Origin of the sequence: Synechococcus sp. CBW1107, assembly GCF_015841355.1 — a bacterium.
GTDB lineage: Bacteria > Cyanobacteriota > Cyanobacteriia > PCC-6307 > Cyanobiaceae > Regnicoccus_A.
Map to the genome: position 1 here is coordinate 188,908 of NZ_CP064908.1, position 13,286 is coordinate 202,193.

At 69.4% G+C, this 13,286-nt stretch carries 12 protein-coding genes; 7 read left to right on the forward strand and 5 right to left on the reverse strand.

Going from position 1 to position 13,286, the window contains the following annotated elements; translation table 11 throughout:
* The first annotated feature begins 69 nt into the window (after positions 1–69).
* The 5 genes from zwf to I1E95_RS01055 all read left to right on the forward strand — a co-directional run bounded on the left by zwf (position 70) and on the right by I1E95_RS01055 (position 5,563).
* Complete coding sequence (gene zwf, locus I1E95_RS01035) at positions 70–1,593, forward strand: glucose-6-phosphate dehydrogenase (protein ID WP_197164598.1); 1,524 nt, start codon at positions 70–72, stop codon at positions 1,591–1,593.
* An 86-nt stretch (positions 1,594–1,679) separates the two neighbouring features.
* Positions 1,680–2,966 (forward strand): glucose-6-phosphate dehydrogenase assembly protein OpcA, encoded by a 1,287-nt coding sequence (locus I1E95_RS01040; RefSeq protein ID WP_197164600.1) that lies wholly within the window; start codon positions 1,680–1,682, stop codon positions 2,964–2,966.
* Between the two features lie 20 nt (positions 2,967–2,986).
* Entirely contained in the window at positions 2,987–4,465 is a 1,479-nt protein-coding gene (locus I1E95_RS01045; RefSeq protein WP_197164602.1) for a cobyrinate a,c-diamide synthase, read from the forward strand.
* A 2-nt stretch (positions 4,466–4,467) separates the two neighbouring features.
* Positions 4,468–4,716, forward strand: coding sequence for an acylphosphatase (locus I1E95_RS01050; RefSeq protein WP_231594770.1), 249 nt, complete (start codon positions 4,468–4,470; stop codon positions 4,714–4,716).
* Positions 4,717–4,876: 160 nt separating this feature from the next.
* Positions 4,877–5,563, forward strand: coding sequence for a GAP family protein (locus I1E95_RS01055; protein WP_197164606.1), 687 nt, complete (start codon positions 4,877–4,879; stop codon positions 5,561–5,563).
* Here I1E95_RS01055 and I1E95_RS01060 read toward each other — a convergent pair.
* From I1E95_RS01060 to folD, 4 genes are read right to left on the reverse strand one after another with little or no spacing between them, the layout of a single operon-like run.
* Positions 5,560–7,053: an AAA family ATPase gene (locus I1E95_RS01060; RefSeq protein WP_370594566.1), complete on the reverse strand. Its 1,494-nt coding sequence runs from the start codon at positions 7,051–7,053 to the stop codon at positions 5,560–5,562. The genes I1E95_RS01055 and I1E95_RS01060 overlap by 4 nt on opposite strands.
* Complete coding sequence (locus I1E95_RS01065; RefSeq protein ID WP_197164608.1) at positions 7,035–7,550, reverse strand: divergent PAP2 family protein; 516 nt, start codon at positions 7,548–7,550, stop codon at positions 7,035–7,037. Before I1E95_RS01065 ends, I1E95_RS01060 begins: the two co-directional genes overlap by 19 nt.
* Positions 7,547–8,449, reverse strand: coding sequence for a geranylgeranyl diphosphate synthase CrtE (gene crtE, locus I1E95_RS01070; protein WP_197164610.1), 903 nt, complete (start codon positions 8,447–8,449; stop codon positions 7,547–7,549). The genes I1E95_RS01065 and crtE overlap by 4 nt, the downstream gene beginning before the upstream one ends.
* Positions 8,450–8,501: 52 nt before the next feature.
* The gene (gene folD / locus I1E95_RS01075; RefSeq protein WP_197164612.1) at positions 8,502–9,404 is read right to left on the reverse strand and encodes a bifunctional methylenetetrahydrofolate dehydrogenase/methenyltetrahydrofolate cyclohydrolase FolD; all 903 of its coding nucleotides are present in this window, start codon (positions 9,402–9,404) and stop codon (positions 8,502–8,504) included.
* 82 nt (positions 9,405–9,486) lie between these two features.
* Between folD and I1E95_RS01080 the strand changes: the two genes are divergently transcribed.
* Complete coding sequence (locus tag I1E95_RS01080) at positions 9,487–11,574, forward strand: HDIG domain-containing metalloprotein (RefSeq protein WP_197164614.1); 2,088 nt, start codon at positions 9,487–9,489, stop codon at positions 11,572–11,574.
* 11 nt (positions 11,575–11,585) lie between these two features.
* Here the strand turns inward: I1E95_RS01080 and I1E95_RS01085 are convergent, their stop codons facing one another.
* Positions 11,586–11,807 (reverse strand): chlorophyll a/b-binding protein, encoded by a 222-nt coding sequence (locus I1E95_RS01085; RefSeq protein ID WP_197164616.1) that lies wholly within the window; start codon positions 11,805–11,807, stop codon positions 11,586–11,588.
* A gap of 174 nt (positions 11,808–11,981) precedes the next feature.
* Here I1E95_RS01085 and I1E95_RS01090 point away from each other — a divergent pair, with 174 nt between their 5' ends.
* On the forward strand, positions 11,982–13,127 hold the full coding sequence (locus I1E95_RS01090) for a sirohydrochlorin chelatase (RefSeq protein WP_197164618.1): 1,146 nt from the start codon (positions 11,982–11,984) through the stop codon (positions 13,125–13,127).
* The last annotated feature ends 159 nt before the right edge of the window (positions 13,128–13,286 follow it).

The following is a 13,286-nucleotide window of genomic DNA, read 5'->3' on the forward strand; positions in this document are numbered from 1 at the left end:
AAGCCCCACTGCCCTTAGCTGGGTGTTCCCCGCTTTCGTGGGTAAACCGGTGTCATCTGCGCGCACTCCATGACCGTCACGCTCACCAATCCACTGAGGGTCGGGCTGCGCCAGGAGCGTGTGGTGTCGCCCCAGTGCCTGGTGATCTTCGGGGCAAGCGGTGACCTCACCCACCGCAAGCTGGTACCGGCCCTGTTCGAACTGTTCCGCCAGCGGCGGCTGCCCACCGAATTCGCGGTGCTGGGCTGTGCCCGTCGCCCCTGGAGCGACGAGGACTTCCGTGGCCACATGGCCGAGGCCCTCGGCGAGGTGGTCCACGAACACCGCAGTGCCTGGGATCAGTTCGCGTCCGGGCTGTTCTACGAACCAGTGGATCTGCAGCAACCCGATCACCTGGTGCGGCTCGCCCAGCGGCTGGAGGTGATCGACCGCCACAGGGCCACCCGCAACAACCGCACCTTCTACCTTTCGGTGTCGCCGAATTTCTACGGCAGCGGTTGCCGCGCCCTGGCCGCCGCCGGGCTGCTCAGCGATACCCAACGCAGCCGCGTGGTGATCGAGAAGCCCTTCGGCCGCGACTACGGCAGCGCCCAGGAGCTCAACCGGATCGTGCAGGCCAGCGCCCACGAGAGCCAGGTCTTCCGCATCGACCACTACCTGGGCAAGGAAACGGTCCAGAACATCCTCGTGCTGCGCTTCGCCAACACGATCTTCGAGCCGATCTGGAACCGGAACTACATCGCCAGTGTGGAGATCACCGCGGCAGAGACCGTGGGAGTGGAAGAGCGGGCGGGCTACTACGAAAGCTCCGGTGCGCTGCGGGACATGGTGCAGAACCACCTCACCCAGATGCTGGCCCTCACCACGATGGAGGCCCCCGGTCGCTTCGAGCCCGAGGCGATCCGCAACGAGAAGGCCAAGGTGCTGCAAGCCGCACGGCTGGCCGACGAGCTGGAGCCCTGGAACTGCTGCGTTCGCGGCCAGTACGGCCCCGGTGGCACTCCGGCCCGGCCCCTGGCGGGGTATCGACAGGAACCCGGTGTGAGCCCCAACAGCACCACCGAAACCTATGTGGCGATGAAGCTGTTCATCGACAACTGGCGCTGGCAGGGGGTTCCCTTCTATCTGCGCACCGGCAAACGCCTGCCCAAGCGCATGAGCGAGGTGGTGCTCACCTTCCGCGAAGCACCGGTGCACCTGTTCGACGCCGCCGGCGGCAGCCCCACCGCCAACCAGCTGATCCTGCGCATCCAGCCGGATGAAGGAGCCGGCTTCCGCTTCGAGGTGAAGTCGCCGGGATCGGGTATGCGCAGCCGGCCGGTGGACATGCACTTCTCCTATGACGAATCCTTCGGGGAACCGTCCGATGAGGGCTACGTTCGACTGCTCGCCGACGCCATGCTGGGGGACCCCACGCTGTTCACCCGCGGCGATGAGGTGGAAGCCGCCTGGCGGCTGTACACCCCCTTGCTGGAGCTGATCGAAGACAGCCCCTGGCAGCTGCCAGTCCACCCCTACGAGGCTCGGACCTGGGGACCGGCCGCCTCGGACAACATGCTCGGCCGCGATGGCCTGATGTGGCGCCGCCCCTGAGCCCCCAGCCCTGATCCGCAGCGCACGCCCGGCCGCGCCCTCTCCGAAACGCCTCAACGCTTCCACGCCTCAACGCCTGCAAACCCATGTCTCCCCAGCTCACGCTTCAGGCCCCCGTGGCGCTGCCACCACCGGAACTCACCGACTATCTGGAAAAGCTCTGGAGCCAGGACCTGGAGTCCTCCAGCGGCGCCTCCACCTTCACCCTGCTGGTGTGGCAACCGGCCTGGGTGGAACAGCATCTCGTGCGCACCGGCCGCCTCGATGGCCCCGTCACCGGTGTGGTCCGCAGCGAACTCCTGGAGGCCGCCCGCGCCGCCGTCCCCGAATGCGGGCTGCCCCTGAGCATCTCTCCTCTCTCTCCAAAGCTGGCCTGGGCCCTGGGCCAGCAGAGCGGCGACCACGCCATCGAAGATCTGCGCGGCCAGCACATCGACGCGGCCATCAGCGCCTACCAGCCACGCCGCCTGATCACCCTCGCCCCCACCCTCGCCCACGGCCAGCCCCTGGAAACCCTGGTGGCGGCGTACTGCCCGCTGCCGGGAGAAGGCAGCACAGCCGCCGCCTGCGGTGATGTGGTGGTGCTCCGGGGTGACTTCGGTGCCCTGCAGCAGGGCCTGCAACTGCTCCAGCCGCTGGTGCCGGCTGATCTGCCCTGCTGGGTGTGGTGGAACGGATCCCTCGATGAGGCCCCCGAACTGCTCGACGCCCTGAGCGAACCCGGCCGCCGCCTGGTGATCGACACCGCCATGGGCACCCCGCGCCGCTGCCTCGACCTGCTGGAGTCCCGCGTGGCCAGCGGTCAGCCCGTCAACGACCTCAACTGGCTGCGGCAACGGGCCTGGCGCGAATCGCTGGCCATGGTCTTCGACCCCCCCAACCGGCGCGACGCGCTTAATCACGTGGTTCAGCTCGACATCGACGTGGAGGGCACCCATCCGGTTCAGGGTCTGCTGCTGGCGGCCTGGCTGGCCGACCGGCTCGGCTGGCACTGGGTCGAGAGCCACACCGAAGGCGAGGAGATCCACGCGGAATTCGAACGCACCGATGGTGTGACGGTCCATGTCCACCTCAGCCCCGTGCCGGTGGGAGTCCCCGGCAGCCACCCGGGCAGCGTGGTGGGCCTGCGTCTGATCTGCGAGCCGCCCGCTCGCCAGGCCCTCTGCGTGATTCTCTGCTCGGAATCCGGGGGCTGCATGCGCCTGGAAGCGGGGGGCATGGCCCGGATGGAGCTGGCGGAGGAAGTGGTGCCGATGCGCCACGCCACCGACGAGTGGGAGATGGCCCGTCTGCTGGGCGGTGGCCACGACTCCACCAATCCCCTGCTGGCCGCCGCGGCCCCCCTGGCTGCCAAGCTGCTGCCGCACGGATGAAGGCCTGAGGGAACAAGGGGATGGCCTGTCTGATCGCGGCACCCTGCAGCGGCAGCGGCAAGACCCTGCTCAGCCTCGCGCTCACGGCCCTGCTGCGTCGTGGCGGGGCCAGTGTTCAGGTCTTCAAGGTGGGGCCCGATTACCTCGACCCGCAGCTGCTCGGACGGGTGAGCGGGCGACCCTGCCGCAATCTCGACCGCCTGCTCTGCGGCGAGGACTGGCTGGAGCGGGCCTACCACTGGTGGGGCAGCCAGGCCGACCACTGCCTGGTGGAGGGAGTGATGGGCCTCTTCGATGGCCGGGGGCCGAGCGCCGAGGGCAGCTCGGCCGAAGTGGCCACCCTGCTGGGGCTGCCGGTGGTGCTGGTGGTGGAGGCCAGCCGGCAGGCAGGCTCCCTGGCGGCCCTGGTTCGGGGCTTCCGCGATCACCAGCCGGGACTGGAGCTGGCCGGGGTGGTGCTCAACGGCGTGAGCACCGAACGTCACCGGGCCCTGCTGAGCGAGGCCCTCGACTCGATCACCATGCCTCTGCTGGGTGTCCTGCCCCGCCATCCCGATCTGAGCCTGCCCTCCCGCCATCTCGGCCTGCTGCCTCCCGATGAGTTGCAGGATTTCCAGGCCAGAAGCGAGGAATGGGCCGCCCTGGCAGAGCGCAACCTGGATCTGGACTGCCTGCTCCCCCTGCTGAGGCCGCCGCCGCCCCTGGCGAGCGGCGAGGGCAGGGCCCTCGATCCGATCCGCTGGTGCCTGGAGCGATCCGCCCGTACAGCGGCCGACCTGGACTGCGGCGGTGGCAGCACAGAGCTGCCGGTCGCGATCGCCAGCGACGCCGCCTTCCACTTCCGCTACCCGGAGGCCGCGGAGCTGCTGACGGCGCTTGGGATGACTCCTCTGCCCTGGCAACCCCTGGCCGATCAACCCCTGCCACGGGGCTGCCGGGGGGTGATCCTGCCGGGGGGCTACCCGGAGCTGCATGCCGCCGAGCTGGCGGCCAGTCAGCGCAGCCAGGGCGACCTGAGACGCGCGGCCGCCGCCGGCCTGCCGATCTACGCCGAGTGCGGCGGACTGCTGCTGCTCGGCCGGACGCTGGAGGATCCCCAGGGTGAAGCCCATGCCATGGCCGGTCTGCTGCCGTTCAGCGCCCGGCGCGGCTCATTGCAACTGGGGTACCGCCAGGCCAGCCCCCTCGGAGACGGGCTTGTGACACGCCGGGGTGAGGCGCTCGTCGGCCATGAATTTCACCGCTGGGAACTGAACGACACAGTCGTGGACGGGAGCGAACCGCTGTGGCAGCTTGAAGGCTGGGGTTGGGCACCGAGGCTGGAAGGATGGACGACGCCGACACTGCACGCAAGCTGGCTGCACCTCCACTGGGCTGGATGTTCGGCGATCTGCCGGCGCCTGCGCGACGCGGCCGCCCAGGCGACTCCCTTCCCCGAGGGAGCGGAGGCCCTCGAGGGCGCAGCGGTGGTGGCGCCTCCGTGGAGCGGTGGCGCCTGATCGTGAGTGGCCGCGTGCAGGGGGTGGGCTACCGGCAGGCCTGCTGTCAGCGGGCCCAGGCCCTCGGACTGGGGGGATGGGTGAGGAACCGCGAGGACGGCCGGGTGGAGCTGGAGGCGGAAGGATGCAGCCAGAAACTCGAGCAGCTCAGGATCTGGTGCGAATCGGGCCCTGCGACCGCCCAGGTGAGCAGCGTCAGCGAGAGCGTCATTCCTCTCGGGGGTCACGACTGGTTCGAGGTGCGCCGCTGAACCGCGATGACCCACCCTCTGGCGTGACCCCAGAGGACGCTCCGCAGAGTCCGTCCAGACCCGAGCTGTGGTCGTTCCGCCATGGTGCCAGCTGACCGGACCGGAAAGGGCAGCAGCCCGTCATCCTGCACTGGAGGATCCCCTGCAGCGCACCACTCCCATGACCGATGCCACGCTCTGGGCTGAGCTGCTGGCCTACGGCAGCGGCATCAGCCTCAGTCCGATCCACATCGGCCTGCTGCTGCTGCTGCTGCTCGGGCCCGATCCCCTGCGCCGGGGGGGGCTGTTCCTGCTGAGCTGGATCCTCACCATCGCCACGATGATGGCTCTTCTGCTGACTGTGGGTCACGGCCTGCTGCTCACCATGGAGCAGGGCAGTGACCACCGCACCGGCCTGGATCTGATCGGCGCCGGGGCTCTGCTGGCCCTGGGGATCAGGGATCTGCTGCCCACCAAGGCCGGAGGGGAAGAACCCGCCGGCTGGATCCGCCAGCTGGATCGCTTCTGCGCCCTGCCCCTGCCGCTGCTGATCGGCGTGAGTGTGGCGATCGAGGTGATCAGCCCCGACGACCTGGTGCTGATGGCCAAGGGCGCTTCCGCTCTTCTGGCCGCGGGTCTGGGTCGCGGCCAGGAGCTGCTGCTGGCGGGCTGCTTCACCCTGGCGGCCAGCCTGCTGCTGCTGCTGCCGGTGCTGGGGGTGGCCCTGGGCCGCGAGCGGGTGCTGCCGCTGCTGCAGCGGGGCAAGCAGAGTCTCTACGCCAACGGTGAGCTGGTGATGGGCACGATCAGCCTGGCCCTGGCGGTCTATCTGGCCTGGCAGGGCATCGAGGGGCTGAAGCTGGCCTAGCGGCGCGAGGGGGGTCCGGGCTCCTCGGCCAGGGGCTCCTCCAGAGCCTCCTGCCAGAAGCGGCGATCCGCCGCGCCTCCAGGGCCGCCGGCCAGCCAGACCCCCTGCCGCGCGCGGGTCACGGCCACGTAAACCAGCTGCCGGCGCAGGCGCAGATCGGAGGGCCAGAAGACATCGGCATCGATGAACACCTCCCCGAACCCGCTCCCCTGGGAGCGGTGCACCGTGAGCACCGCGGCGGGGCCCAGGGAGGCGAAGGCGTCTCTCACCAGGAAGTATCGGCGCCAGAGGGCGCGGCCCTGATCCTGCCCCGCCTCGCGGGCCTGGCGCCTCAGGGAGGCGAGCACGGCCTCCAGCTGTGCCCGGGCGGCGGTTCCGACCGGCGGCAGCAGACGCAGGCTCAACGGTGTCTCACCGAAGGCCACCTCCACCAGCTGGGTGTCGATCACCGGGGACTCCGCGACGCCGTAATCGGCCAGATCACAGCGCTCCGGGGTCACATCCCGGACCAGCAGCTCCCGGTTCGAGGCCAGCACCATGTCCGGTTCCTCGCCCCCCTCGGCTCCCTGGCGACAGGCCGGCGCCATCACCGCCATGCGGCTGAGCAGGACTTCACCGGGCAGCACCGGCAACTGGTCGGCCATGGCGCCGTGGATGGCGCGGCGGGCCAGGGGCACCAGCCGCTCCAGCGAACGGTTGGTGTAGCAGAGGAGCCTGACCTGGTCGGGATCGTCGCTGGCGGCGGCCCGGCGCAGGGCTGCCTGGGCGGCCGCCAGCCAGGCGCCGCGCTCCAGCACAGCCACAGTCCCCTGGGGCGTCCGGCGGTGGGGCCCCACCGGGGGCAGACGGCAGGGAAACTGCTCCTGGCGCAGGGCGGTGGCCAGGCGCAGCACGGGGCCCTGGTGGCGAACCACCTCAGTGAGATCGGCGCGGCAGGAGCGCTGCAGCGCGAACACCGGGCTGAGCGCTTCCCCCACCGGCGGCAGCTGGGCCGGATCGCCAACGAACACCAGCCGGGTGCCGTAGGGGTGGGCCCCCTGCAGGCTGAAGCGCAGCAGACTGGGATCCACCATCGAGGCCTCGTCGATCAGCACCAGCCCGAGGTGCTCCAGGGCCAGCGCGGTCTGATCGGTTTCTTCGCAGACCTCCCGCCCCGCCAAGCGGCGCAGCTTCAGGCGCAGAAGCCGATGCAGGGTGGAGGGGTGCCAGGTGGGGCGCAGACCCGCCAGCTCCAGAGCGCCCCGCAGAACTCCGACGGCCTTGTGGGTCGGGGCCACCGCGGTCCAGCAGAGCCCCCTGGCTTCGGCCGCGGCCAGGAAGACCATCGACAGGAACGTCTTGCCTGTGCCGGCATAGCCGCTGAGCACGAAGGGCTCATCCCTGACGGGTCGCGCCAGCCATGCCGTGAAGGTGTCCACCGCACGGCTCTGGGACGGGGTGAGCTCCGGGGGGCCGCCGGGCGCGCTGTCGCTCAGGCCAGAGGCAGCCAACCCCACCCCTGGGCAATCTGCAGCGGCGATCCAGCCAGGGCCAGCCCCGTCAGGGCGATCGCCGGGCCGATCAGACTGCCGGCCAGCACCTCCGAGCGGGTGTGGCCGAGGCTCTCCTTGAGCCGGTCAGGCGGCCCGGGGTTCCAGAGGGAGGCGGGCAGAGCGTTGAGGCGGGCAGCCTGGAGGCCCGCGGCCCGGCGCACCCCGCTGGCGTCGTACATGACGATGAAGGCGATGGTGCAGGCGAAAGCGAAGAGGGGATCGGCAAATCCCAGTTCCCAGCCGATGCCGGCGCAGGCCCCGGTGATCAGAGCCGAGTGGCTGGAGGGCATGCCCCCGGTTTCGAACAACACCGCAGGCCGCCAGCGGCCATGCTCCACCAGCTCCACCAGCAACTTGCCGAGCTGGGCCAGACCGCAGGCGATCAGAGCCCAGGCCAGCACACCGTTGTCGAGCAACTGAATCAGGGGACCATCCGAGAGGGGAGAACCGATCATCGATCCCGGCTCGTGATGTAGTCGGCCAGCGCCAGGAGAGGACGGGCGCTGGCCTCCCAGGGCTGGAGGGCGGCCTTGGCCTCGGCCACCAGGGCATCAGCCCGTTGCCTCGATTCCTCCAGACCCAGCAGCTTGGGATAGGTGGTCTTGTCGGCAGCGAGATCCTTGCCTGCGGTCTTGCCCAGCACCTCACTGCTGGCCGTCACATCCAGGATGTCGTCGATGATCTGAAAGGCCAGGCCGATGCCCCTGGAATAGGTGCGCAGGCCCTGGAGCAGGGGCTCGCTGGCTCCGGCGATCATGGCCCCGGTGAGCACGCAGGCCTGCAGCAGAGCACCGGTCTTGTGCAGATGGATGTACTCCAGGGTGGCGAGGTCCACGTCCTTGCCTTCCGACTCCAGATCGACCACCTGGCCACCCACCAGCCCGGGAGCTCCGGCAGCAAGGGACAGCTCCCCGACCACCTGGAGCAGGCGTTCCGCCGGCACGCCGGGGCTGCGCAGGGCCACCATCTCGAAGGCTCTGGTGAGCAGGGCATCCCCGGCCAGAATCGCCTGGGCATCGCCGAACACCTTGTGGTTGGTGGGACGTCCGCGGCGCAGGTCGTCATTGTCCATGGCGGGGAGATCGTCGTGGATCAACGACATGGTGTGGATCATCTCCAGCGCCACCGCCGTGGGCAGGGCCAGAGCCACCTCTCCGCCGGCCAGTTCACAGGCCGCCAGGCAGAGGATCGGGCGCAGGCGCTTTCCACCCGCCAGCAGCGAATAGCGCATCGCCTCGCGCAGGGACTCGGGCCGCTCGGGACCGAGTGAGGCCTCGAGGGCCTGCTCCACCTGAAGCCGGGCCGACTCCAGGTAGGCGGCGAAATCAAAGTCCGTGCTCACCGCCACGGCCATGGGTACCAGCGCGCTGGCGGGGATTCTCTCAGGCCATCGGCCCAGCGGTGGCTCAGGCCAGCAGATCCGCCAGGGGATGGTCCACACGACCCGGGCCTGGATCCCCCTCCTGCGTCCGCTTCCACCAGCTCACCACGGTGTTCACCAGCAGCATCGTGACTGTCATCGGCCCGACACCACCAGGCACCGGCGTGATGGCGCTGGCCAGCGGCTCCACCTCCTCGAACCGCACATCACCGCAGAGGCTCCCGTTCAGGCGGTGAATGCCCACATCCACCACCACCGCTCCAGGGCTCACATGCTCGGCGCCCACCAGGCGCGGCCGACCGGCAGCCACCACCAGGATCTCCGCCTGCCGGGTGAGGGCCGCCAGCTCACGGGTGCGGGAGTGGGCCACGCTCACCGTGGCATCGGCGGCCTGCAGCATCAGAGCCATCGGCTGGCCCACAAGGATGCTGCGGCCGACCACCACGGCCCGGCGGCCGGCGGGATCGATCCCATGGCGGGCCAGCAGAGCCATCACTCCGGCCGGTGTGCAGCTGCGCGGCCCCGGCTCGCCCTTGAGCAGCCGACCGAGGTTGAGGGTATGCAGCCCATCGGCGTCCTTGGCCGGATCAACCGCCGCCAGCAGCTGAGCTTCATCCAGCCCGGCCGGCAGGGGCAGTTGCAGGAGGATGCCATCCACCGCCGGGTCCCGGTTGAGTGCCGTGATCAGAGCCAGCAGCTCCTCCGGAGTGGAGTCGGCGCCCCGGTGCTCCACCAGGCTGTGGATGCCCACCCGGTCGCAGGCCCTGGCCTTGTTGGCCACGTAAACCCCACTGGCGGGATCATCCCCCACCCGAAGCACCGCCAGACCCGGAGGGCGGCCGGCCCGCTCCAACCGCTCGCTGATGACGGCGCGCAGGCGGGTCTCCAGCTCCGCCGCGAGCTGGCGGCCGTCGAGGCGAAGGGCCATCGGTTCATGGTTGCGGACAGCTCCAGCATGCAGCGGAGCGCGTGCAGGCGCCCTGGCTAGCGTTTGGCTTCAAGCAACGGTGATGGTGCTGCGACGGGGTCGCCTCAAGAACATCTGGCGTCGGCTGCTGCGGCAGGAAAGCCCATGCCAGGCCCTCTGCTCCTGGCGACGCCTCGACTGGGCCGCGATTCTTCTGGCCTGTGCGCTGGTGGCCATGATTTCCAGCTGGCCGTGGCTGGTGGAGCCGAGTCTGCGGCCGGGGATCGCCGCGCCGATCAGCGTCACCGCCCCTGAGGACGCCACCGTCATCAACAGCGAAGCCCTGGAGCAACGCCGTTCCCAGCTGGGGACCCGCACCCATGTGCAGGTCGTGGATCTGGAGGCCAACCAGATGCTGCAGGAGCGGCTGGAGCGTCAGCTGCAGGAACTGGACCAGGTGTCGCGCAGCAGCCAGACCAGGGTGGGACCGCTCAACCTCAGCCCCCAGGAGCGGGCCTGGCTGGTGGGCCGCGACCCCAAGGATCTGAACAACTGGAAGCTGGCGCTGCGCAAGGCCCAGCAGCGCATGCTCAGCCAGGGGATCGTGGGCAACCTCGCCAAGCGCCAGCTGGAGCTGGCGGCCCGGCTCCAGCTCTCGCCGATGGAGGAGCCGGGACTGAGCCTGGGGAGCCGCCTGCTGGCCACGAACCTGCAGGGGCGGACCAACCTGCGCACCGACCCGCTGATGAGCCAGCAGCTGATCGAGGAGCTGCTCAATCAGCAGGGCATCCCCCGAATCGTGGTCAAGAAAGGTGATCTGATCGCACGCCAGGGGGAACCGATCAGCCCCCAGGCCTACGACGTGCTCGATTATTTCGGCCTGGTGAACCGCCGGCCGCTGCTGTGGACCTGGTTGGGGTACTTCAGCGAAGCCCTGGTCGGCTGCGTGGTGATGGTCCTGATCCTGCGCCGCTGGCGCTGCAGCCTCGAGCCCCGTCATGCCCTCCTGGCACTGGCGATGCTGGCGGTGGTGCAGGGCTTCAAACTCTGGCTGGGCAACGCCGCCAGCCCCCTGGCGCTGCTGGTACCCCCAACGCTGCTGCTGGCCCAGGCCCTGGGAACGCCGGCCGGCCTGGGCTGGCTGGCGGTGGCCAGCCTGCTCTGGCCCCAGCCTCTGGATGACTTCAGCGGAGTACGCCTGCTCGTGGCGGCCCTGGTGGCCGTGGCAGCGGCTGTGCTGGCCGGACGTCAGCGCAGCCGGGCTCAGCTGGTGCAGCTGGCGATCCTGCTGCCGGTCGGAGCACTGGCGCTCCAGTGGCTCGTGCTGCAGAGCGTGGCCCTCTGGCATGGACGCACCCGGGTGCCCCCGAGCGGCACCGAACTGGCCGCCGAGGCCCTGCTGATGGGGGGCCTGCTGATGGGGGGCCTGCTTCTCGGCCCGCTGGTGGAGAGCTTCTTCGGGCTGCTGACGCGTGCCCGCCTGCTGGAGATGGCCGATCTGGAGCGGCCGCTGCTGCGGCGGTTGTCCACGGAGGCCCCTGGCACCTTCGAGCACACCCTGATGATCTGCGGACTCGCCGAGGAGGGAGCCCGGGCGATCGGCGCCGACGTGGACCTGATCCGCACGGGTTCGCTCTACCACGATGTGGGCAAACTGCATGCGCCCCAGTGGTTCATCGAGAACCAGTCCGAGGGGCCCAACCCCCACGACGAGCTCAACGATCCCTTCGGCAGCGCCAGGGTTCTCCAGGCCCATGTGGATGAAGGGCTCAAGCTGGCCCGGAAGTACCGGCTGCCACGCCCCCTGGAGGACTTCATTCCCGAGCACCAGGGCACCCTGCGGATGGGTTACTTCTTTCATCAGGCGCGTGAACGCGATCCGTCCACACCCGAAGCCGCCTTTCGCTACCGGGGCCCCACCCCCCAGAGCCGGGAAACAGCGATCCTCATGCTGGCCGATGGCTGCGAAGCGGCCCTGCGCTCCCTGCCGCCAGGCACCTCGGAGCAGGAGGCCGCAGCCATGGTCAGGCGCCTGATCGACGCCAGGCGACTCGACGGACAGCTGCGCGACAGCGGCATCAGCCTGGGGGAACTGGAGCTGGTGATCCGCGCCTTCGTGAAGGTGTGGCGGCGCATGCGCCACCGGCGCATTCCCTACCCGATTCCCCCACGCAAGGCCTACAGCGCCTGAGGCTGCTCAGTTCAGCCCTGGGAGAGCAGGGTGCCCAGGCCGATCTGATGCAGGATCCCCTGGCCTGTGAGGGCTTCGGTGAGCACACCGATCACAAAGCCAAGCATGGCGGCACGGCCATTGATGAGCTCGACGCGGCGGAGCTGCTCGTCGTGGATCTGGGCCGCGGCGGCACTCTCGTACCAGGCCTGGCCGGGCACGGAATCGGAACGGACTGGGGAGGTGGTGGTCATGGAGCGCGACGCGAACCTGAATTAATGCAACAGTACCTTACGAAGCATTGACAGATCTGCTGTCGAGCCTTACTGGTCAGAGACCGCCTTGGGGTTGTCCCCCTGCCCATCCCTCCGAAGCGCCCGGTGCGCGCCAGGGGGGGAGCGATAGGGTCCCCCAAGGCAGGATGGCCCATGGTTTCTTCTCCAGCACAACCCCTGACGGCCCTCGGCCCCCACGGCAAGCTCGGCGTGATGGTCTGTGGCCATGGCAGTCGCAACCGCCTGGCCGTTGGCGAGTTCGCTCAGCTGGCGGAGGGGCTGCGCGCCCGACTGCCGGGCGTGCCCGTCGACTACGGCTACCTCGAATTCGCCCGCCCGATCCTGCGGGATGGCCTGGACAATCTGCGCTCCCAGGGGGTGGAGCACGTGCTGGCGGTACCGGGAATGCTGTTCGCGGCCGGCCATGCCAAGAACGACATCCCCTCGGTTCTCAACACCTATGCGGCAGAAACCGGTCTGCGCATCGACTACGGCCGGGAACTGGGGATCGACCGCAAGATGATCCAGGCTGCCGCCGCCCGGATCAGCGCCTGCCTGGAGCAGGCCGGCACCTCCGTTCCGCTGCACGACACCCTGCTGGTGGTGGTGGGACGAGGTTCGTCTGATCCCGATGCCAATTCCAACGTCAGCAAGGTGACGCGGATGCTGGTGGAGGGCATGGGCTTCGGCTGGGGGGAGACCCTGTATTCCGGGGTCACCTTCCCACTGGTGGAGCCTGGCCTGCGCCATGCGCTCAAGCTGGGCTTCCGCCGCATCGTCGTCTTCCCCTATTTCCTCTTCTCGGGCGTGCTGGTGAGCAGGATCCAGCAGCACAGCCAGCGGGTGGCGGCGGATCATCCCGAGATCGAGTTCCTCTCGGCCAGCTACCTGGGGGACCACCCCCTGGTGCTTGACACCTTCCGCGAACGGGTCGAGGAGGTGATCCGGGGGGACACGCAGATGAACTGTTCCCTGTGCAAATACAGGGACCAGGTGCTGGGCTTCGAGAGCGAGGTGGGGTCTCCCCAGCGCAGCCACCACCACCACGTGGAAGGCCTGGTGGAGAGCTGCACACTCTGCGAGCGCGAATGCACCGGCGCCTGCCAGCCGGACGGGGTGCCGATCCCCATGGGCCACAGCCACGGCCACGGCGACCACAGCCACAGCCATGGTCCCGGCCACGCGCACACCCACGCGCCCTATCCCCAGGCGGACCATCCCCTCGGTCCGCGCAGCCTCGGCCCGGCCGGCTCACCTGTCTCGATCCCAGCCGAGTCGCAGGAGACACGGCTGGCATAAGCCCTGCTCATGCATCAGCGATTTCCCCAGGTTGATGGGGTTTTCCCCAGGTCGGAAGGGGTTTTTCCACAGGTTATGGGGCCTAACCGTCCGCCACGGCGTTGGGCCTGGGGATTCCGCCCTTCCCCAGGCCCGGAACTTGACAGCCCGCCGCCATCC

Coding starts and splice junctions, on each gene's coding strand:
- I1E95_RS01080 (WP_197164614.1), top strand. CDS start 9,487: ATGGTGCTGCGACGGGGTCGCCTCAAGAACATCTGGCGTCGGCTGCTG.
- I1E95_RS01045 (WP_197164602.1), top strand. CDS start 2,987: ATGGCCTGTCTGATCGCGGCACCCTGCAGCGGCAGCGGCAAGACCCTG.
- I1E95_RS01040 (WP_197164600.1), top strand. CDS start 1,680: ATGTCTCCCCAGCTCACGCTTCAGGCCCCCGTGGCGCTGCCACCACCG.
- crtE (WP_197164610.1), bottom strand. CDS start 8,449: ATGGCCGTGGCGGTGAGCACGGACTTTGATTTCGCCGCCTACCTGGAG.
- I1E95_RS01090 (WP_197164618.1), top strand. CDS start 11,982: ATGGTTTCTTCTCCAGCACAACCCCTGACGGCCCTCGGCCCCCACGGC.
- I1E95_RS01085 (WP_197164616.1), bottom strand. CDS start 11,807: ATGACCACCACCTCCCCAGTCCGTTCCGATTCCGTGCCCGGCCAGGCC.
- zwf (WP_197164598.1), top strand. CDS start 70: ATGACCGTCACGCTCACCAATCCACTGAGGGTCGGGCTGCGCCAGGAG.
- I1E95_RS01055 (WP_197164606.1), top strand. CDS start 4,877: ATGACCGATGCCACGCTCTGGGCTGAGCTGCTGGCCTACGGCAGCGGC.
- I1E95_RS01065 (WP_197164608.1), bottom strand. CDS start 7,550: ATGATCGGTTCTCCCCTCTCGGATGGTCCCCTGATTCAGTTGCTCGAC.
- folD (WP_197164612.1), bottom strand. CDS start 9,404: ATGGCCCTTCGCCTCGACGGCCGCCAGCTCGCGGCGGAGCTGGAGACC.